The sequence below is a fragment of the Janthinobacterium sp. J1-1 genome (genome assembly GCF_030944405.1).
In the GTDB taxonomy this organism is placed as follows: Bacteria; Pseudomonadota; Gammaproteobacteria; order Burkholderiales; family Burkholderiaceae_D; genus Janthinobacterium.
In genome coordinates, this window is the sequence record NZ_CP132339.1 from 1799901 (window position 1) to 1820443 (window position 20543).

The 20543-nt window shown below is 65.0% G+C and carries 16 protein-coding genes; 9 read left to right on the forward strand and 7 right to left on the reverse strand.

The window, feature by feature from the left end; genetic code table 11:
• Positions 1–62: 62 nt before the first annotated feature.
• From Q8L25_RS08140 to Q8L25_RS08150, 3 genes are read right to left on the reverse strand one after another with little or no spacing between them, the layout of a single operon-like run.
• On the reverse strand, positions 63–1766 hold the full coding sequence (locus Q8L25_RS08140) for a hypothetical protein (RefSeq protein ID WP_308924379.1): 1704 nt from the start codon (positions 1764–1766) through the stop codon (positions 63–65).
• Positions 1766–3475 carry a molecular chaperone HscC gene (locus tag Q8L25_RS08145; protein ID WP_308924380.1) on the reverse strand — a complete coding sequence of 570 codons (1710 nt, stop codon included), beginning with the start codon at positions 3473–3475 and terminating at the stop codon, positions 1766–1768. Before Q8L25_RS08145 ends, Q8L25_RS08140 begins: the two co-directional genes overlap by 1 nt.
• Complete coding sequence (locus Q8L25_RS08150; protein WP_308924381.1) at positions 3475–5472, reverse strand: DNA topoisomerase IV subunit B; 1998 nt, start codon at positions 5470–5472, stop codon at positions 3475–3477. Before Q8L25_RS08150 ends, Q8L25_RS08145 begins: the two co-directional genes overlap by 1 nt.
• Before the next feature lie 450 nt (positions 5473–5922).
• On the opposite strand from Q8L25_RS08150, the gene kdpF reads away from it, so the two are divergent.
• The 7 genes from kdpF (at position 5923) to Q8L25_RS08185 (ending at position 14838) form a co-directional block, all read left to right on the forward strand.
• Positions 5923–6012: a K(+)-transporting ATPase subunit F gene (gene kdpF, locus Q8L25_RS08155; RefSeq protein WP_034746483.1), complete on the forward strand. Its 90-nt coding sequence runs from the start codon at positions 5923–5925 to the stop codon at positions 6010–6012.
• A complete protein-coding gene (kdpA, locus tag Q8L25_RS08160) occupies positions 6012–7829 on the forward strand; it encodes a potassium-transporting ATPase subunit KdpA (protein WP_308924382.1) in 1818 nt (605 codons plus the stop codon). Before kdpF ends, kdpA begins: the two co-directional genes overlap by 1 nt.
• Positions 7826–9892: a potassium-transporting ATPase subunit KdpB gene (gene kdpB, locus Q8L25_RS08165; RefSeq protein WP_308924383.1), complete on the forward strand. Its 2067-nt coding sequence runs from the start codon at positions 7826–7828 to the stop codon at positions 9890–9892. Before kdpA ends, kdpB begins: the two co-directional genes overlap by 4 nt.
• Before the next feature lie 10 nt (positions 9893–9902).
• Positions 9903–10478, forward strand: coding sequence for a potassium-transporting ATPase subunit KdpC (gene kdpC, locus Q8L25_RS08170; protein ID WP_308924384.1), 576 nt, complete (start codon positions 9903–9905; stop codon positions 10476–10478).
• 41 nt (positions 10479–10519) lie between these two features.
• The gene (locus Q8L25_RS08175) at positions 10520–13246 is read left to right on the forward strand and encodes a DUF4118 domain-containing protein (protein ID WP_308924385.1); all 2727 of its coding nucleotides are present in this window, start codon (positions 10520–10522) and stop codon (positions 13244–13246) included.
• Positions 13243–13962: a two-component system response regulator KdpE gene (gene kdpE, locus Q8L25_RS08180; RefSeq protein WP_308924386.1), complete on the forward strand. Its 720-nt coding sequence runs from the start codon at positions 13243–13245 to the stop codon at positions 13960–13962. The genes Q8L25_RS08175 and kdpE overlap by 4 nt, the downstream gene beginning before the upstream one ends.
• A 132-nt stretch (positions 13963–14094) precedes the next feature.
• Positions 14095–14838, forward strand: a complete 744-nt coding sequence (locus Q8L25_RS08185; RefSeq protein ID WP_308924387.1) for a TorF family putative porin — start codon at positions 14095–14097, stop codon at positions 14836–14838.
• On the opposite strand, the gene dapA is transcribed toward Q8L25_RS08185, so the two are convergent.
• Both dapA and Q8L25_RS08195 read right to left on the reverse strand, forming a co-directional pair.
• Entirely contained in the window at positions 14822–15781 is a 960-nt protein-coding gene (gene dapA, locus Q8L25_RS08190; protein WP_308924388.1) for a 4-hydroxy-tetrahydrodipicolinate synthase, read from the reverse strand. The two genes, Q8L25_RS08185 and dapA, sit on opposite strands and share 17 nt — an antisense overlap.
• Positions 15778–16038: a hypothetical protein gene (locus Q8L25_RS08195; protein WP_308924389.1), complete on the reverse strand. Its 261-nt coding sequence runs from the start codon at positions 16036–16038 to the stop codon at positions 15778–15780. Before Q8L25_RS08195 ends, dapA begins: the two co-directional genes overlap by 4 nt.
• 267 nt (positions 16039–16305) lie before the next feature.
• Here Q8L25_RS08195 and Q8L25_RS08200 point away from each other — a divergent pair, with 267 nt between their 5' ends.
• Both Q8L25_RS08200 and Q8L25_RS08205 read left to right on the forward strand, forming a co-directional pair.
• The gene (locus Q8L25_RS08200; RefSeq protein WP_308924390.1) at positions 16306–17307 is read left to right on the forward strand and encodes a type 1 glutamine amidotransferase; all 1002 of its coding nucleotides are present in this window, start codon (positions 16306–16308) and stop codon (positions 17305–17307) included.
• Positions 17304–18365 (forward strand): alginate lyase family protein, encoded by a 1062-nt coding sequence (locus Q8L25_RS08205; RefSeq protein WP_308924391.1) that lies wholly within the window; start codon positions 17304–17306, stop codon positions 18363–18365. The genes Q8L25_RS08200 and Q8L25_RS08205 overlap by 4 nt, the downstream gene beginning before the upstream one ends.
• Position 18366: 1 nt before the next feature.
• Here Q8L25_RS08205 and Q8L25_RS08210 read toward each other — a convergent pair whose 3' ends face one another.
• Together Q8L25_RS08210 and Q8L25_RS08215 are read right to left on the reverse strand one after the other, a co-directional pair.
• Positions 18367–19800 (reverse strand): ATP-binding protein, encoded by a 1434-nt coding sequence (locus Q8L25_RS08210; RefSeq protein ID WP_308924392.1) that lies wholly within the window; start codon positions 19798–19800, stop codon positions 18367–18369.
• On the reverse strand, positions 19797–20534 hold the full coding sequence (locus Q8L25_RS08215; RefSeq protein ID WP_308924393.1) for a response regulator: 738 nt from the start codon (positions 20532–20534) through the stop codon (positions 19797–19799). Before Q8L25_RS08215 ends, Q8L25_RS08210 begins: the two co-directional genes overlap by 4 nt.
• Positions 20535–20543: the final 9 nt, after the last annotated feature.

Genomic DNA, 20543 nt, shown 5'->3' on the forward strand with positions numbered 1-20543 from the left:
GAATGGCGGTAGATGGGCATGATAAGTAAGTTTTCGGGTTTGACGCTCGTTGGAACCGCCACTCAGGTATAGATATTTTTTTGCTGTGCCGCGTGATAGAGATTGCCCAGGATCAGAATGGCAATAAACAGCAACAACGCTTCCGGTAGTACCATGCGTGCGTCAGGCAATTCCTTGAAAAAAGACACGCCAGAAAAAAGGGCGAATTTCCCCAGGATCAGGGCCGGCCAGATCAAGTGCCTGGACAGGCCTGCCATCTTGAACTCGTATAAAGGCATGGCGGCCAGACACCACAGCCATGCGGCGATCACTGCCACGCTCGATGGCAGGATGGTGGTGGCAGTGATAAAAAACACGGCTGTTCCGCCGAGCAGCCATACGGTGCGCAAGCTGGCGCGCCATGGTTCCGGCAATGCTGTTGCCGCGTAGAGCTGCGGTCCGCTGCGCACCAGCATCAGCACAAGGCACAGGCTGAAGGCCAGGCGTGCAGCGAAGTGGAAATCTTCAAAACCCAGCTCTTGCATGCCATAGGCCAGCAGCAGCGACAGCGGAAGCAGCAGGACATAAGCCTCCGGCTTGAGCTGCACCGATGCCGAAAGTAATGCCAGTAGGGCACATGCGGCAAATGCCAAGGTCTCCGTGTACACCACGAATGGAGCAGGGTGCGGGACAAATAGCAGCAGCGATGCGGCGGCGTACAGAGCCAGCCAGCCGAATTGCCATTTCTTCTGATGGCGCTCATGCCGTAGCCAGTTGCCGAAGCGCGCTTCCTTGAACCGCTCCATGTGATCGAGCAGGGCGCTGGGGCGATGGAAGGCATAGGCGCCGAACAGGGCGAAGGAAATCGCTTGTGCCAGCAGGAAGGCGTTCAGATGCGGAAAGGCAAATTGAAACTCGCCGAGCTGGTGCATGAACAGGCATGACGCGTAGAGAGCGAGTCCGCCCAGTGCGGACATCTTGGCTGTCCTGGTAAAATATTTTTTTGCGCGCGCCTGCCGTTCCCACCAGGTGTAGGCCTCGGCGTTGATCTTGTAGGCCAGCAGATCCGGGTGCTGCCAGCGGATGAGATGGATCAGTTCCAGCAACTGGTGCGTCAATCCGGCATTCGCCAGAAGGCGGCTCGATGCCGGTGGTGGGGCCATCAACAGCGCAAGCGCGGTGTTGAAGCGCCCGCTGTCCTCCAAATGATGCAAGGAGCAGGTAGCGTGATGGCGTGCCAACATCTCTCTGGCGGCCTGTGCATCGATTGCATGCAGCTGCGCCACCCGCTCACCCCATTGAAAGTGGGCCATGAACTTGACACGCGTCTGGTCATGGCAGGCCGCAGTGGCGCAGTGGCGCAAGGCCATGCGCTCGAACTCCTCGCGGACGGAAAAATTGGCCATGACCGGCCGCGCTTCCAGCGTCTTCAAATGCAGCCCGCCAGCGGCGTTGAGCCACTCTTGCCAGAGGCTGGCTGCTTCTTTCAGCGGATCGGGGACGGCAAACCCGCTGTCATCAGGCGCCGTGGCTGACCGACGGCCGTCCATGTTGACCGCGGGAACCGCATCTTTTTTCCGCAACGCGATCATCGATGCCGCGTGCTGGTCATGCGCCGCCATCCGCAATGCCTCTTCGTAGGCGTCGCGCAGGCGCTGGAATGCCGCCGGATCATCCTCGGGACGGTTCAGCTTCAACTGACGCGCGTAGGCGCGCTTGATCTCGCGCTCGTCGCCGGTGCGCGCGATATTCAGGATATGCCAGGTGTCCGGGGCAGTACTGTTCATCAGAGAAAACTGTTGCTTTCTATTTCTTCGAGTACCGCTGAAAAAGCCGTGCGCGCCTTGCGGATGGTGGACGGGTCCTGCGACTCCAGCGCGGCCTGGAAGTTGGCCGTATGGGCGGCCAGGTACTGTCGCACGTCGCCCAGCGACTGTTCGTACAGGCGGTCGGCGCGCGTGACCAGGGTGCGGTTTTCGATCTGGTCGCGCGGGTGGATTTTCAGGTCGGCCAGTTCCGCGAAACGCTGTTCGATCTGCTCCGGCGTCATCACGCCGGCGTTGTCGCTGATGACCATTTTATGGTGTTCCTGGGTGGCCAGCACCGTCACTTCGGCTTCCAGCACGCCGCTGATATCATAGGTAAAGCGTACGTCGATGCCCACTTCGCCGGCCTTCTTGACGGGAATCGGGAAGTTGATCTTGCCGAGGAAGACATTGTCGGCCACCAGGCGCGATTCGCCCTGGTAGATCGCCACATTGATTTCCTTCTGGTTGTCGTGGATGGTGACGATGTTTTCCGTGCGCGAGACCGGTACCACCGAGTTGCGCTCGATAATCGGCAGGTAATGGCCGCCCTCGTACTGGTTGGGGCCGACCTGGCGCGAAATGCCGATGCCCAGCGAGTAGGGCGCGACGTCCGTCATCACCACTTCGTCCAGCGCCGCGTCGCGCATTTTCAGGCCCGCCTGCACGGCCGCGCCCAGCGCGATCGCTTCGTCCGGATCGAGGTGGATGGCGGGGAAGCGGCCGAACATGCGCGACACCAGTTTGCGTACCAGCGGCATGCGCGTGGCGCCGCCGGCCAGGACAACTTCGTTCAGTTCGGCGGCGCGGATGGTGGCGTCGCGCAGCGCGCGCTCGACCGGCAGTCGCAGGCGCGCCAGCAGCGGCTCGCACAATTGCGCCAGCCTTTCTTCGCCGATTTCCCAGCTGTAGTCGGTGTTCTCGAAGCGCGTGTTCATGCGCACCGGGGATTGATCCGACAGCAGGCGCTTGACCCGTTCGGCCTCGTCGCGCAGCAACTGCTGCTGGCGCGGGTCGAACTGGCGGCTGCCCAGCGTCGTGCGCAAGCCGCTATGCTCCACAAAGGCGTCGACCAGCAGCGTGACGAAATCCTCGCCACCGAGGAAATTGTCGCCGGCCGAGGCCCGCACTTCCATCACGCCTTCGAACAGCTCCAGGATCGACACGTCGAAGGTGCCGCCGCCCAGGTCGAAGACGAGGAATTTGCTTTCCTGTTCCTTGTCGCGGATGCCGTAGGCCAGCGCGGCGGCCGTCGGCTCGTTCAGCAGGCGCTCCACGCGCAGGCCCGCCAGCTGGCCGGCGATACGCGTTGCCTTGCGCTGTGCATCGCTGAAGTAGGCAGGCACGGTGATGATGGCTTCCTCGACCTTTTCGCCCAAAAACGCTTCGGCATCTTCCTTCAGGGCGCGCAGCACCATCGATGACAGTTCCTCGGGACGGAACTGCTGCGTGCCGAGGGTGATCTTCTTTTCGCTGCCCATGTAGCGCTTGAAGACCGATGCCGTCAATTGCGGGTGCGTCTGCAGGCGCTCGCGCGCGGCGCGGCCCACCAGCACGGTGCCGTCGTCGTCGATGCTGACGCACGACGGCGTCAGGTGCTCGCCCAGCGCATTGGGGATGATGGAAGCCTTGCCGTCGCGCCAGATGGCGACCAGGCTGTTGGTGGTGCCCAGGTCGATGCCGATGATCATCAGATGTCCGCCTCCGCTTCATTGCCGTGTTCTTCGATCCAGGCGCGGCGGCCGGCTGCTTCGCCTTTGCCCATCAACATATTGAAACGCGCGCTCGAATCCATATGGTCGACCGCACCCAGCATCACCGGCAGCAGGCGGCGCGTGTCCGGATTCATGGTGGTTTCCCACAGCTGCTCGGCATTCATCTCGCCCAGGCCCTTGAAGCGCGAGATCGCCCACGCGCCTTGCTTCACGCCTTCCTTGCGCAGCTTGTCTTCGATGGCCACCAGTTCGCCGTCGTCGAGCGCATAGATTTTCTGGATCGGCTTCTTGCCGCGCGCCGGCGCGTCCACGCGGTACAAAGGCGGGCGGGCGATGCAGATATGGCCCTTGGTAATCAGCGAGGGGAAGTGGCGGAAGAACAGGGTCAGCAGCAGTACCTGGATGTGCGAGCCGTCGACGTCCGCATCGGACAGGATGCAGATCTTGCCATAGCGCAGACCCGACAGGTCGGGGTTGTCGCCGGCGCTGTGCGGATCAACGCCGATGGCCACCGAAATGTCATGGATCTCGTTATTGGCGAACAGGCGGTCGCGGTCGGTCTCCCAGGAATTGAGCACCTTGCCGCGCAGCGGCAGGATGGCCTGGAACTCCTTGTCGCGGCCCATCTTGGCCGAGCCGCCGGCCGAGTCGCCCTCGACCAGGAACAGTTCATTGCGCGTGATGTCCGACGATTCGCAGTCGGTCAGCTTGCCCGGCAGGACGGCCACGCCCGACGATTTTTTCTTTTCCACTTTCTGCAGCGAGCGCTGGCGCGACTGCGCCTGCTTGATCACCAGTTCGGCCAGCTTCTTGCCGTAGTCGACGTGCTGGTTCAGCCACAGTTCCAGCGGCGGCTTGGTATAGGTCGAGACCAGCTTGACGGCGTCGCGCGAATTCAAGCGCTCCTTGATCTGGCCCTGGAATTGCGGGTCCAGCACTTTCGCCGACAGCACGAACGAGGCGCGCGCAAACACGTCTTCCGGCAGCAGCTTCACGCCTTTCGGCAGCAGCGAATGCATCTCGACGAAGTTTTTCACGGCGCCGAACAGGCCTTCGCGCAAGCCCGATTCGTGCGTGCCGCCATTCGAGGTGGGAATCAGGTTGACATACGATTCGCGCACGATGGCGCCTTCTTCCGTCCACGCCACCACCCAGGCCGCGCCTTCGCCTTCGGCAAAGCCTTCCGATTCGGAGCTTGCATACTGCGCGCCTTCGAACAGGGGGATCAGGGTTTCGCCATTCGATACCTGCGCCAGCGATTCGGTCAGGTAGCCGCGCAGGCCTTCCGCGTACAGCCAGGTCTGGGTGTCGCCGGTTTTCGCGTTGGTCAGCGTGACCGTCACGCCAGGCAGCAGCACGGCCTTCGAGCGCAGCAAACGCTGCAGCTCGGGCTGCGAGATATTCGGTGAGTCAAAGTATTTGGCGTTCGGCCAGGCGGTCACGCGCGTGCCCGATTTCTTGCCGTCGCGCGGCGCCGGGCGCGAGTTCAACGGTTCGATCACGTCGCCATCGGCAAACACCATGTGGTGCAGGCCATTGCCGTCGCTTTCCTTGCGCCAGACGGTGATTTCCAGGCGCGAGGACAGCGCATTGGTGACGGACACGCCGACGCCATGCAAGCCGCCCGAGAACGCGTAGGCGCCGCCCGAACCCTTGTCGAACTTGCCGCCCGCGTGCAGCCGCGTAAACACGATTTCCACGGTCGGCACGCCTTCTTCCGGGTGCATGCCGACGGGAATGCCGCGGCCATTGTCTTCGACCGTGATGCTGCCGTCGACGTTTTGCGTGACGGCGATATGCGTGCAATGGCCGCCCAGCGCCTCGTCGGAGGCATTGTCGATCACTTCCTGGATGATGTGCAGCGGATTTTCAGTGCGGGTGTACATCCCCGGGCGCTGCTTGACGGGTTCCAGTCCTTTCAGGACACGGATGGATGATTCGCTGTAGTCGGATGCTGGTTTTTTAGTGGCCATACGTGTTCAAGCTAAGTAAAGACAGTGGTGGGAACGCCAGGCGCGCTTGCTGTGCGGCGATTTGACAGAGTGACAGCGGTGGCGATAACTGTATAAATATACAGTATATCGCGCCTCGCGTCACTCTGGGAGCGCATTGCGGCAGGCCGGGCGTCCTTGTGCGGACGCTCGCGCATTCTATCGTGATCGGCGCGCAATGGCGCTACTCCTTGGCAACTATGGTGCGCCCGTCATGTGACGGCTAGATGGTAGTGCACGATTTTTACAGCTTGTTTACACCGCCCGCTCCAGTCTTTACGAATTTTTTAGACCCTTCTGGCTAAGCTTCCCTCTATCAAAACAAACCTGAATGAGGGTGGGAATGGATCTCGTATACCTGGGCCTGATGGCCGTCTTTTATGTCGTGGTGGCTGGCTTTGCCGGCGCCTGTGACAAGCTTGGGGGCGCGCAATGAACGCCTTTTATGTGCTGGGCGCCGTGGTGTCGGCCGGCCTGCTGGTATATCTGCTGGTGGCGCTGCTGAAAGCCGAGGAGCTGTGATGACGACGCAATCGATTTTATTGCTGGTGCTGTTCCTGGCCGTGCTGCTGGCCGCCGGCTATCCGCTGGGCCTGTACATGGCCAGGGTGGCGGGCGATGCCCCGATCCGTGGCCTGGGCTGGCTGCAACGCGGTGAAAATGTTCTTTACCGCCTGGCGGGCGTGAAAGCGGGTGCCGAGCGCTCCATGGGCTGGAAGCACTACGCCATCGCGCTGCTGGTGTTCAATACCGTCGGCGCCTTTTTTGTGTATGGCCTGCAGCGCCTGCAGGGCTTTTTGCCATTCAACCCGCAAGGCCTCGGTAACGTGGGTCCCGATTCCTCGTTCAATACGGCGGTGAGCTTTGTCGCCAACACCAACTGGCAGGGCTATTCTGGCGAGCAGACCATGAGCTACCTGACGCAGATGCTGGGCCTGGCCTGCCAGAACTTCTTTTCGGCGGCCACCGGCATTGCCGTGATCTTTGCGCTGGTGCGCGGCTTTTCGGCGCGCTCGAGCAAATCGATCGGCAATTTCTGGGTCGACCTGGTGCGCTCCACCCTGTACATCCTGCTGCCGCTGTCGCTGGCCCTGTCGGTGGTGTTCATGGGCGAAGGCGTGATCCAGAATTTTTCGCCATACAAGGAAGTGACCCTGCTCGACCAGGTACATTATGAAACACCGAAAACCGACGCCGCCGGCCAGGCCGTGCTGGACGCGGCCGGCAAGCCGGTGATGGAAGCGCAAGTGGCCGCCACGCAGACCATCGCCATGGGCCCGGTGGCATCTCAGGAAGCGATCAAGCTGCTGGGCACGAATGGCGGCGGCTTTTTCAATGCCAATTCCGCCCACCCGTATGAAAACCCGACGGTGCTGTCGAACTTCCTGCAGATGCTGGCCATCTTCATCATTCCCGCAGGTCTGTGCTTCACGTTTGGCCGCATGGCGGGCGACATGCGCCAGGGCTGGGCAGTGCTGGCCGCGATGACGCTGATCTTTGTGGTCATGACGGCCGGCGTATTCCAGGCCGAGCAGCAGGCCAATCCGGCCTTGCAGGCGCTGGGCGTCGACCAGCAGATGAGTACCTTGCAGGCGGGCGGCAATATGGAAGGCAAGGAAACGCGCTTCGGCATCAGTTCGTCGGCCCTGTTCGCGGCCGTGACGACTGCCGCCTCGTGCGGCGCCGTCAACTCCATGCACGACTCCTACATGCCCCTGGGCGGCATGGTGCCGCTGCTGTTGATGCAGTTCGGCGAAGTGGTGTTCGGCGGCGTGGGCACGGGCCTGTACGGCATGCTGATGTTTGCCATCCTGGCCGTCTTTATCGCCGGCCTGATGATAGGGCGCACGCCCGAATACCTGGGCAAGAAAATCCAGGCGCATGAAATGAAGATGGTGTCCCTGGCCATCCTGGTCACGCCCACCCTGGTGCTGGTCGGTACGGCGATCGCCGTCATGCTGGAACAGGGCACGGTGGGCGTGGCCAATCCGGGCGCCCACGGTTTCTCGGAAATCCTGTATGCCTTTACGTCGGCCGCCAACAACAACGGCAGCGCGTTCGCGGGGCTGTCGGCCAACACGCCGTTCTATAACGTGATGCTGGCGATTGCCATGTGGTTCGGGCGCTTTGCCGTGATCGTGCCGGTGCTGGCCGTCGCCGGTTCGCTGGCCGCCAAGCAGCGCCTGTCGGCCAACGCCGGCACCATGCCCACGCATGGCCCCATGTTCATTGGCTTACTGGTCGGCGTGGTGATACTGGTGGGTGTACTGAACTACGTTCCTGCGCTGGCCCTGGGCCCCGTCATCGAACACCTGCAACTCTTTACCCAACTGCCATGAAAACCAAGACATTGACCCTGTTCGACCCCGCCTTGCTGCTGCCCGCCATCGGCGACGCCTTCAAGAAACTCGACCCGCGCACGCAGTGGCGCAGCCCCGTGATGTTCGTCGTCTATGTGGGCAGCATCATCACGACCCTGCTGGCGATCCAGGCCCTGAATGGCCAGGGCGAAGCGCCGTTCGGCTTCATTCTGGCGATTGCGGTGTGGTTGTGGTTCACCGTGCTGTTCGCGAACTTTGCCGAAGCGCTGGCCGAAGGACGCAGCAAGGCGCAGGCGGCCTCGCTGCGCGCCCTGAAGCAGACCGTGATGGCCAAGAAAATGCAGGTGCCGAAATACGGCACCTCCTGGCTGCCGACACCGGCCACCGACCTGCGCCGTGGCATGACGGTGCTGGTCGAGGCGGGCGACGTGATCCCGGCCGACGGCGAAGTGACGGCTGGCGTGGCCTCGGTCGACGAGAGCGCGATCACCGGCGAATCGGCGCCCGTGATACGCGAGTCGGGCGGCGACTTTTCAGCTGTCACCGGCGGCACCCGCGTGCTGTCGGACTGGCTGCTGGTGCGCGTTTCCGTCAATCCCGGCGAGGCCTTTATCGACCGCATGATCGCCATGGTCGAAGGCGCCAAGCGCCAGAAGACGCCGAATGAAATCGCGCTCACCATTTTGCTGGTGGCCCTGTCGATCGTGTTCCTGATCGTCACCGTCACGCTGTTGCCGTATTCGCTGTTTGCGGTGGCGGCCGCCGGCAGCGGCACGCCGGTGACGATTACCGTGCTGATCGCGCTGCTGGTGTGCCTGATCCCGACCACCATCGGCGGCCTGCTGTCCGCCATCGGCGTGGCCGGCATGAGCCGCATGATGCAGGCCAATGTGATTGCCACCTCGGGCCGCGCGGTGGAAGCGGCCGGCGACGTCGACGTGCTGCTGCTCGATAAAACCGGCACCATCACGCTGGGCAACCGCCAGGCGTCCAGCTTTGTGCCGGCGCCGGGCGTGACGGAACAGCAGCTGGCCGATGCGGCGCAACTGGCCTCCCTGGCCGACGAAACCCCGGAAGGGCGCAGCATCGTGGTGCTGGCCAAGCAGCAGTTCAATATCCGCGAACGCGAGATGGCCAGCCTGAACGCGACGTTTGTCCCGTTTACGGCGCAGACGCGCATGAGCGGCGTCGATATCGCCGATAGACAGGTGCGCAAGGGCGCGGCCGATTCCGTCAAAAAATACGTGGAAGCGCTGGGCCAGCCGTATCCGGCCGACGTGGCGCGCGCCGTCGACGATATCGCGCGCCGCGGCAGCACGCCGCTGGTGGTGGTCGATGCGGGCCGGGTGATGGGCGTGGTGGAACTGAAGGATATCGTCAAGGGCGGCATCAAGGAGCGCTTTGCCGAACTGCGCCGCATGGGCATCAAGACGGTGATGATCACGGGCGACAACAAGCTGACGGCGGCGGCGATTGCGGCCGAAGCGGGCGTCGACGACTTCCTGGCCGAGGCGACGCCGGAAGACAAGCTCAAACTGATCCGCAGCTACCAGTCCGAAGGCCGGCTGGTGGCGATGACGGGCGACGGCACCAACGACGCGCCGGCGCTGGCCCAGGCCGACGTGGCGGTTGCCATGAACTCTGGCACGCAGGCGGCGAAAGAGGCGGGCAATATGGTCGATCTCGATTCGAACCCCACCAAGCTGCTGGAAATCGTCGAAATCGGCAAGCAGATGCTGATGACGCGCGGTTCGCTCACCACGTTCTCGATCTCGAACGATATCGCCAAGTATTTCGCCATCATCCCGGCGGCGTTTGTCGGCACCTATCCGCAACTGAAGGCGCTCGACATCATGCACCTGGCCAGCCCGTCGTCGGCCATCATGTCGGCCGTGATCTTCAATGCGCTGATCATCGTCGTGCTGATCCCGCTGGCCCTGAAGGGCGTGCAGTACCGCGCCATCGGCGCGGCCAGTCTGCTGCGCCGCAACCTGCTGGTGTATGGCCTGGGCGGCATCGTGCTGCCGTTTGTCGGCATCAAGCTGATCGACATGGCGCTGTCGGCACTGAACTTCATCTAAAGGAAATAGCATGAACACCATCGTACGTCCCGCCCTGGTCCTGTTTGCCGCGCTGACCGTGATTTGCGGCGTGGCCTATCCGCTGGCCACGGCCGGCATCGGGCAACTGGCTTTCAACCATGAAGTCAACGGCAGCATCGTCGAGCACGGTGGCAAGCCGGTCGGCTCGACCCTGATCGGCCAGTCGTTTACCTCGCCGAAATACTTCTGGGGCCGCCCGTCGGCCACGGCGCCGATGGCCAATAACGGCGTCGGCTCGGGCGGCTCGAACCAGGGGCCGACCAATCCGGCCTTGGTCGAGGCCGTCAAGGCGCGCATCGCCGCCTTGAAAGATGCCGACCCAGGCAATACGCGCGCGATTCCGGTCGACCTGGTCACGGCGTCCGGCAGCGGCCTGGACCCGGAAATCAGCCTGGCCGCCGCCATCTACCAGGCGCCGCGCGTGGCCCGCGTGCGCGGCCTGCCTTTGGCGCAAGTGGAAAACGCCATCGCCAAGGCGCAGAAAACCGCGTATATCGGCTTTTTCGGCGAGGCGCGCGTGAATGTGCTGGAACTGAATCTGGCGCTCGATGCGATGCAGAAGTAAGATGATCGGGGTCTGACCCCAGCCTTTCATTGAAAACCACCATGCCCTCCAACGACCAACGCCCCGACCCCGACGCCCTGCTGGCCCAGGTCCAGGCGCAGGAACACAAAGCCACGCGTGGCCGCTTGCGCATTTATTTCGGCGCTTCGGCCGGCGTCGGCAAGACCTATGCCATGCTGGCCGCGGCGCGCAAGCTGCTGGCCGAAGGTGTCGACGTGCTGGCGGGCGTGGTGGAAACGCATGGCCGCTCGGAGACGGCGGCCATGCTCGACGGCTTGCCGTGGCTGCCGGCAAAAAACCTGGAATACCGCGGCAAGACCTTGCCCGAATTCGACCTGGACGCGGCGCTGCTGCGTCACCCTGCCGTGATCCTGATCGACGAACTGGCGCATTCGAACGTGGCCGGTTCGCGCCATCCGAAGCGCTGGCACGATGTCGAGGAACTGCTGGCCGCCGGCATCGACGTGCTGACCACCGTCAACGTGCAGCACCTGGAAAGCCTCAACGATGTGGTGGGCGGGATTACCGGCGTGCGCGTGGCCGAGACCTTGCCCGACACGGTGTTCGACCGTGCCGACGAAGTGGTGCTGGTCGACATACCCGCCGACGAACTGCTGCTGCGCCTGAAAGCGGGCAAGGTCTACCAGCCGCAGCAGGCGCAGCGCGCGTCGCAGCATTTTTTCCGCAAGGGTAATCTGATCGCCCTGCGCGAGCTGGCGCTGCGCCGCACGGCCGACCGGGTGCAGGACGATGTGCAGGCCTACCGCCTTGAAAAATCGATCAACCCGGTGTGGAAGACGGGCGCGGCGCTGCTGGCCTGCGTGGGGCCGCACGCGGGCGGCGAACAGGTGGTGCGCAGCACGGCCCGCCTGGCCAGCCAGCTGAACGCCGAATGGCATGCGCTGTACGTGGAAACGCCAAGGCTGCAGCGCCTGCCGGCGCGCGAGCGCGAACGCATTCTGAACACCCTGAAACTGGCGCAGGACCTGGGCGCGCGCACCGCCATCGTGGCCGCCAGCGATATCGCCGCCGCCATCGTCGCCCATGCGCGCGGCGCCAATATCGCCAGGCTGGTGATGGGCCGCCGCCAGGGCGGAGCGCTGGCGCGGCTGTGGCATGCCGCCAGCGCCGCGCGCATCGCCGGCCTGGCGCCCGATATCGACCTGATCGAGGTGGGCCAGCCGGCGCTGGACGCCGCGCCGCGCAAGGCGGCCGAAGAGGCCATCGTGCACCGGCCTGGGCGCCCCTGGCGCTATCTGCTGGCGGCCGCCGCCAGCCTGGCCACGGCCTGCGCCTCGGTGCCGCTGCTGCCGTATATCGACCTGGCCAATATCGCCATGCTCTCCTTGTTGACGGTGGTGCTGGTGGCCGTGCGGCTGGGGCGCGGGCCGGCCGCGCTGGCCAGCCTGGTGGGCGTGGCCAGCTTTGATTTTGCCTTCGTGCCGCCGCGTTTTTCGTTTGCGGTGGGCGACTTTCAATATGTGATCACGTTTGGCGTGATGCTGGCCGTGGGCCTGATCACCGGCCACCTGACGGCCGGCCTGCGCTTCCAGGCGCGGGTCGCCACGCACCGCGAAGCGCGTGCGCGCGCCCTGTACGAATTTTCGCGCGAACTGTCGGGCGTGCTGCAGACCGAAGAGATTTTCGACATCACGCGGCGCGCCATCGAGCGGGCCTTCCGCGCCCGCGCCACCTTGCTGCTGCCCGATGACGAGGGCCGGCTGCAGACGCCGCTGGAGCCCGGCCAGCTGGACCTGGGCATCGCGCAATGGGCCTTCGACCGCGCGCAGGCGGCCGGCACCGGTACCGACACCTTGCCCGGCTCCGATATTTTTTATTTGCCCCTGATCGCGCCGATGCGCACGCGCGGCCTGCTGGCGCTGCTGCCGCTCGATTCGCCCCAGCACCGGCACTGGCTGCTGGTGCCGGAACAGCGCCAGCAGCTCGACACCTTTGCCGCGCTGGCCGCGATTGCCCTGGAACGTGTGCACTATATCGACGTGGCGCAGGGCGCGCTGGTGCAGATGGAGTCGGAACGGCTGCGCAATTCGCTGCTGGCGGCGCTGTCGCACGACCTGCGCACGCCTTTGACCTCGCTGGTGGGCCTGGCCGAATCGCTGGCGCGCTCAACCCCGGCCTTGTCCGGCGCGCAGCTGGAGATGGCGCGCTCGCTGCAGTCCGAGACGGTGCGCATGAGCGCGCTGGTGGCCAACCTGCTCGACATGGCGCGCATCGAAAGCGGCCATGTGCGGCTGAACCTGCAATGGCAGGCGCTGGAAGAGGTGGTGGGCAGTTCCCTGCGCGTAAGCGCCCCGCAACTGGTGCGGCATGCACTGCGCACCCAGCTCGCGCCCGGCCTGCCGTTGGTGCGCTACGACGCCGTGCTGATCGAGCGCGTGCTGTGCAACCTGCTGGAAAACGCCGCCAAATACACGCCGGCCGGCAGCACCATCACGATTGCCGCCGGCGTGCATGGCCAGTGGCTGCGGGTGACGGTCAGCGACGACGGGCCGGGCCTGCCGCCCGGGCGCGAAGAAGCGATCTTTGAGAAATTCACGCGCGGCGAACGCGAGTCGAACCTGCCCGGCGTGGGCCTGGGGCTGGCGATCTGCCGCGCCATCGTCGAAGCGCATGGCGGCACCATCGCCGCGCAAGTGCCGCTGCCCGCGCGCGGCGCGGCCTTTGTATTGATGCTGCCTCTGGGGACGCCGCCGGCGCCGCCTGAAGAACTGGACAGCGAATTGACTGACACTGGAACACCATCATGAATGACGCTAATGCCACCGGCAACACCACTTCCCCGACCGCACTGCTGGTCGAGGACGAACCGCAGATCCGCCGCTTCGTGTGCGCCGCGCTGGAAGCCGAAGGCTGGCAGGTGCACGAATCGGCCACCCTGCAGCGCGGCCTGATCGACGCCGGCACGCGCCGCCCCGACCTGGTGGTGCTGGATCTGGGCCTGCCCGACGGCGACGGCATCGATTTTCTGGGCGACCTGCGCAAATGGTCGGCCGTGCCCGTGATCGTGCTGTCGGCGCGCGTCGGCGAAGACGAAAAAATCCGCGCGCTCGACGCCGGCGCCGACGACTATTTGACCAAGCCGTTCGGCGTGGGCGAACTGCTGGCCCGCGTGCGCGCCACCTTGCGCCGCCAGCGCCAGCCGGCCGCACCTGATGATGGCGTGGTGCGCTTCGGCGACGTGTCGGTCGACGTGCAGAACCGCCTGGTGATGCGCGACAAGCAGCTGGTGCATGTGACGCCGACCGAATTCCGCTTGCTGTCGGTGCTGGTGAAAAACGCCGGCAGGGTGGTCACCAATCCGCAGCTGCTGCGCGAAGTGTGGGGGCCGTCGAACCTGGAGAACGGCCACTACCTGCGCATCTACATGGGCCACTTGCGCCAGAAGCTGGAAGCCGATCCGGCCCAGCCGCAATACCTGCTGACGGAAACGGCGGTCGGCTACCGATTGCTGCTGCCACTCTAAGTCTTTCTATCCCCCGGTTTTGAAAACAGGCGCCGCGCGCGCCAGGGGAGCGTTTTACCCGAAATTTTGCAGCAAGGGGCCAGCTGCGCCATCCCGGCAAAGGCCCAACCCACCAATGAAGAAGTACATACCATGAACAAAATCGTATTTGCCATCGCCGCCATTCTTGCCTCGGGCGTATTGCACGCGCAGGAAGCGAAACCGGACAATGAAGTCAGCTTCAACGTTGCCGGTGTTTCCGACTACCGCTACCGCGGCATGTCGCAAACGCGCTTGAAACCGGCGCTGCAGGGCGGTGCCGACTATGTCAATAACCCCACCGGCCTGTACGCGGGCGCCTGGGCCTCGACCATCAAGTGGACCAAGGACGCGGGCGGCGGTGGCGACGTGGAAGTGGACCTGTATGCGGGCAAGCGCGGCCAGTTGACTGACGATATCGGCTACGACGCCGGCGTGCTGGCCTATGTGTATGCCGACAACGGCCTGAAACACCTGGCCGGCTTTGCCGATGCGGATACCCAGGAAGTCTACGGCCAGCTGTCGTACGGCCCGGCGTATATCAAGTATGCGCACGCCGTCTCCAACCTGTTCGGCATCGTCAACAGCAAGAACAGCGGCTACCTCGACATCGGCGCGAATATCGACTTGACAAATGGCTGGACCGGCAACCTGCATGCGGGCCACCAGAAGGTGCGCAACAACGATGCGTCGAGCTACACCGACTGGAAAGTGGGCGTGACGCGCGACTTTGGCGTGCTCACCGGCGCACTGGCCGTGATCGGCACCAATGGCAGCAAGACCGCCTACGCCTCGCCCGTGAATGGCAAATTCATGGGCAAGACGGCCTTGATCCTGACAGTCAGCAAGGTGTTTTAAACGACGCGCCGCCAGCGCGGTAGCGCGGCAGCGCCAGCAATGATTCCAGCGCCAGCGCCAGTTTTTGCTGGCCGGCGCCGGACATGGGCGTCATCGGCAAGCGCAGTTCATCGCGCAGCTTGCCCTGCATGGCCAGCGCCGCCTTGATGGGGCCGGGGTTCGGTTCGGCGAACAGCAGCCGTATGGCAGGCAGCATGGTCTCGAACAGGGCGCCGGCGTCGGCGTGGCGATTCGATTGCACCAGGTCGAACAGCTGGGCATACAGGTCGGGTCGCACCTGGGCGGCGGCCGACATGGCGCCATGTGCGCCCAGCGCCAGGCTGGCCAGCAGCAGCGCATCGTCGCCGCACAGCACGTCGAGGTGGGTGTCGCGCAGCAGCTGGCCGAACTGGTCCAGCTGCCCGCCCGCCTCCTTGATGGCGACAAAGTGCGAGTCGCGCGCCAGCAGCGCCGCCGTCGCCGTCGTGATGTGCACGCCGGTGCGGGCCGGCACGTTGTACAGCACGATGGAGTGATCTGTGGCGGCGGCAATCGCCTGGAAATGGCGCACGATGCCCTCCTGCGACGGCCGCACATAGGCGGGCGCGGAGATCAGCAGGCCGGCCAGCGGGTGGTCGTGATAGCGTTGCACGGCGGCCGTGACGGCGCGCGTGTCGCTGCCGGCTATGCCCATCACGACGGGAAAGCGCGGGCCGGCCGCTTCCAGCACGCTAGCCAACAGCATGCCCTGTTCGGCCTCGCTCAGCATGGCCGCCTCGCCGGTGGTGCCGCACACCACCAGGCCATTGACGCCGCTGCCGGCCAATTCGACAGCCAGCCGCTGTGCGGCGCCGAAGTCGATCGCGCCGTCGCGAAACGGCGTGACCATCGGCACCCAGATGCCCTGGAAGTGGGCCGTGATGCGCTCGCAGGACATCGCGTGTTCGCACGCGTACTGGTTCATCGTGTACCACCGTGGCGTGGATGATCCTGGCAAATCCGGCCAAACTCCGCCGGCAGCCAGCGCATCACGGCGTCCATCGTCAGGCGCAGCGCCGGTTCGGTCACGCACAGGTCCACCCTCATGCGTTCGGCATGGTCGACCGCCTCGATCCGCATGAACGACAGCATCGCGCCGCAGGTCCTGAACACCAGCTGGCGCAGCGCCGACAGGCAGTCTTTATCGACCGTGATATGGATAAGAAAAGTGGCTTGGCGCAAGGAAGTGTCCATGGCGATGGTGCTTTGCAGCGGTGGTTGAGATGCAATCGAGATTAGCAGCGAGCATGTAAAGATGGTCTAAAAAGCGCGGTGGCGGACGTAAACGCGGCGTATTTTTGGCAGGCGCCGCCATGCGCGCCAGGCCCGGCCTGTTGCGTTTTTGCCCCGTAAGCCGGGCATGCGTATGCTTTTGTTACAAAATTGAATCGTGCTTTCGGGAACGGAGGTTTATATTGAAACCGTCTCCGCCATCCAGCAAGTCACGCCATGTCAGACGAAAAAATCCCGCCCAGTGTTTCTCCCGCCCCGCCTGCTGCGCCGGTCCGTCCCGACCGCGTCGGCCGCGCCTCCGACGCCGATGAGCGCGACCGCCGCTCGCGCGAGGCACCGCCGCGCTACCTGAAGGATAACGACACGCCGTTCGCGCTGGCCTGGCGCGTGCTGACGTCGCGCTACCGCTCGATGCGCGACAAGGCGGGGCGCGACTTCATGCGGCGCACTTTGCGCATCGGTATTTCGGCGCGCATTTTTCATCCGGAACCCGGCGCCACGGGCCTGCGCAGCAAGAATCTGCAATACCTGGAGGAGTCGATCGCGCAGTGGGTCATGTCGCGCGATGTGCTGGTGTTCATGATCCCGACGGTCAATACCAGCGGCCTGCTACACCCGAGTAACATCACCTTGCGCCACTATGCGCGCCATCTTGATGGCCTGGTGCTGCAGGGCGGGGCGGACGTGTCGCCGCAGACGTATTCGGAAGCGGCCACCCGCCCCGAATGGAGCGGCGACCGCGCGCGCGACCTGTATGAGCTGGAACTGCTGCATGAATTCGTCGACGCGGGCAAACCGGTGCTGGGCATCTGCCGCGGTTGCCAGCTGATCAACGTGGGCTTCGGCGGCACCTTGTACCAGGATATCGCCTCGGACGTGGAAGGGGCTTCGTCTCACGTCAACGACCTGTATGACCGCCACCGCCACACCATCGTCTTCCCGAAAGGCTCGACCCTGGCCGGCCTGTTTCCGAAGGCGGGCGAGGCGCTGGTCAATTCGATCCACCATCAGTCGGTGAAGGACCTGGGGCGCGATATCACGGTGGAAGCGTATTCGCATGGCGACAATATCGTCGAGGCGATCCGCTACCAGCGCGCGCGCTTCGTGATGGGCTTGCAGTGGCACCCGGAATTCCATTCGGCCGGTGGCGTCGAGCTGCTCGATTGCACGCCCATCCTCGATAATTTTTTGCGCGCCGCGCGCGAGACCCGCTTTTGATTACCCGGCGCGCGGTGCTGACCGGTTTGCTGGCTTTGCCGTTTGCCGGCGTGCGCGCGGCCTCTGCTGCCACCACGCTGCCATTTGCACTGACATCGCCGTCGCATGCGGCTGGCCTGAAAACGCGGGTGCCGGCCAGGGTGGCCGCGCAGGTGATCCGCGCCGCGCAAAAAGCGGTGGACCGGCCCTTGCATCTGATGGCCGAAGTGCGCACGGGCGGCCTGCTCGACGGCGAAGGCGGGCGTGCGCAAAGCCAGCAGGCGCAGGAAGACTGGCGCCAGGCGCGGCTGCAGGCGCTGGCGTGGCGGCTGTCTGGCGACCCTGCCTGCCTGGACAATGCGCGCAAGCTGGCGCTGGCCTGGAGCCGCGGCTACCAGCCCTCGTTCAGCCCCGTCGACGAGACGGAACTGGCCAGCCTCTTGATGGGCGTGGACCTGATCCAGGAGCGGTTCAATAGCAGCGAACGCGAGCAGCTGAAGGCATTCTGCCGCACCCTGGCCAGCGGCTACCTGAGCGACCCGGTCAAGGTGGGCGGGCCGTCGACGGCGCGCAATAACTGGCACAGCCACCGCATCAAGATCGGCACGGCGGCAAGCTATTTGTCAGGCGACGCGGCGCTGGTCGCGCGTGCAAAAGAGAGCTTTATGTCCCATGTGCCGCGCAATATCGGTGCAGGCGGCGTGCCGTTCGACTTCGAACAGCGCGACGCCCTGCATTACACCACCTACAGCCTGGAGCCCTTGCTCACCGCCGCGCTGATGGCGCAACAGCATGGCGACGACTGGTATGGCGCGCCCGAAGCGCGGCGCTTGAAAGAAGCGCTGGCCTGGTTGGCGCCGTATGCGCAGGGCAAGCAGACCCACGTCGAATTTGCGAAAAGCGCGGTGCCGTTCGACCGCAAGCGCGTGGCCGCCGGCCAGAAGGGTTTTACGGGCAACTGGGAACGCGCGGGCGCGGCCAATGTGTATCTGCTGGCGTCGCGCTTCGATCCCGCCTATGCGCCGCTGGCGCAGGAACTGCAGCCGCCGGCCTGGGCGCTGGCGCTGTTCTCGGCCTGAGCTACAGTCCCGGCAGCCGGATGCTGACAATCAGTCCACTGCGCCGGCCGTTTTCATCCATATCATCACCTTCGCCACGGTTGCGCGCGGCCATGCCGCCGCCGTGGCGCGCCACCATGGTGGCGGCGATCGTCAGGCCCAGGCCCGCGCCGTCGCCATCCTGCTGGGCGTCGCCGCCGGCGCGGTAAAACGGCTGGAACAGCCGTGCCAGTTCGTCTTCCTGTACGCCACTGCCATGGTCGCCGATTTCCACCACGATGTCGCCGTCCTCGCGCCAGGCGCGCAGCACGATGGCCGAGTCTTCGGGCGCGTGGCGCAAGGCATTCCTCAGCACGTTTTCCAGCACGCTGCGCAGCAGCAGCGGCACGCCCAGCATCGTCAGGGGCAGCGGCGGCGCCGTCCACGCCACGCGGCGCCTGGCCGCCTGCGCCTCGAAGCGCGCGTCGCCCACCACCTGGCTGATGATCACGGCCAGGTCCAGCGGCTCGGGCATGTCGCTGGGCGCGCCGCGCAGCCGCGCCAGGTGCAGCAGCTGGCCCACCATCTGGTCCAGGTGGGCGCATTCCTGCTCGATGCGGTCAAAGCGCCTGTCCAGCGCCAGCCCGGCGCCGGCGTCGCGCCGCGCCAGTTCCAGTCCCAGACGCAGGCGCGCCAGCGGCGAGCGCAGTTCGTGCGACACGTCGCGCAGCAGGTTTTCCTTCGATGCCAGCAGCTCGGCCACGTTTTCGGCCATGTCGTCGAAGGCGCGCGCCAGGGCGCCGAATTCGTCGCGCCGCGCCAGCAGCGCGCCATCGAGGCGCAGCTTGGCGTCACCGTCGCCAAACGCCTGCGCGCCCCGTTCCAGCTCGCGCACGGGTCGGCTGATATGGCGCGCCAGCAGCCAGCAGATGGGGGCGCTGAGGGCAAACGCGGCCAGCAGCAGCAGGGGCAGGTCGGAGTCGCCCAGCGCTTCCAGGTGCGGTGGATCGAAGGGCAAAAAGCCCAGTTCATAATGGTCGCCGTCTGGCGAGACCAGATCGTGTATGTCCCACCATGACACCGGCTTGCCAGGCAGGGGGCCGGGCAGCGGCGTGCCGTTGGCGGCGGCGAAATCGCCTTCCTCGATATGCGCGCCCAGGCGGTCTTCCAGCCGCGGCTGCAGGCGGCGCCCCAGGATGTCTTGCACGCCATGGTCGACCACATAGATCTTCAAGGTGGCGTACCGCGCTTCGCTGGCGCGTATCCATTGCCGCAGCGCGCCCACGCCGCCCAGCGCCATCTGCGCGCGCGCTTCGCGCACCAGCGCGGCCGGCTCGACGCCGTCGAGCGCATTGTGGCGCGCCGCGCCGACCACCGTGGTGATCACCATGCCGGCCGCCACGATCATGCAGGTGGCCAGCCAGAACCAGATGAAGATGCGCAGGAACAGCGAGCTGCCTGGCGCGGCGCGGCTCAAGCGGCGTCGCCCGCGCTCATGGCCAGCAGATAGCCCTGGCCACGCACGCTGCGCAGTTCGGGCCGGCCGTCAGGCGATGGCCCCAGGCCCAGTTTGCGCCGCAAATTGCTGGCATGCGTATCGAGGCTGCGGTCGTCCGCCTGCAGCTTGCGCCCCAGCGCCCATTGCGTCAGCTGTTCACGGCCTATCATGCGCCCTTCCGAGCGCATCAGGATTTCCAGGATGCGCGCCTCGGTGCCCGTCAGGCGCACCATGCCGCCGCCGACGCTGGCCTCCAGGCTGCGCGGCAGGTAGCGCAGGGTGCCCACGCACAGGGCGGGGTCGGGCGGTGGCGCGACGGGTGTGGCCGGGCCGTCGTCGCGGCGGCGCAGCACGGCGCGGATGCGGGCCGTCAGTTCGCGCGGATTGAAGGGCTTGGGCAGGTAGTCGTCGGCGCCCAGTTCCAGCCCCAGGATGCGGTCGCTCTCGCTGCCGCGCGCCGTCAGCATGATCACCGGCAGGTTCGATTCCTGGCGCAGCCGCCGGAGGATCTCGAAGCCGTTCTGGCCCGGCAGGGTGACGTCGAGGATTACCAAGTCCAGGCCATGGCCGGCCGCCTGCAGCAGCTGGTGCGCCTGCCAGCCGTCATGCGCGACCTGCAGATGGATATGCTCGGCCGTCAGGTATTCCTCCAGCATGCGCGCCATCTTGACGTCGTCGTCGACCAGCAGCACCGAGAAATGCAAAGAATTCATAAGACTGCC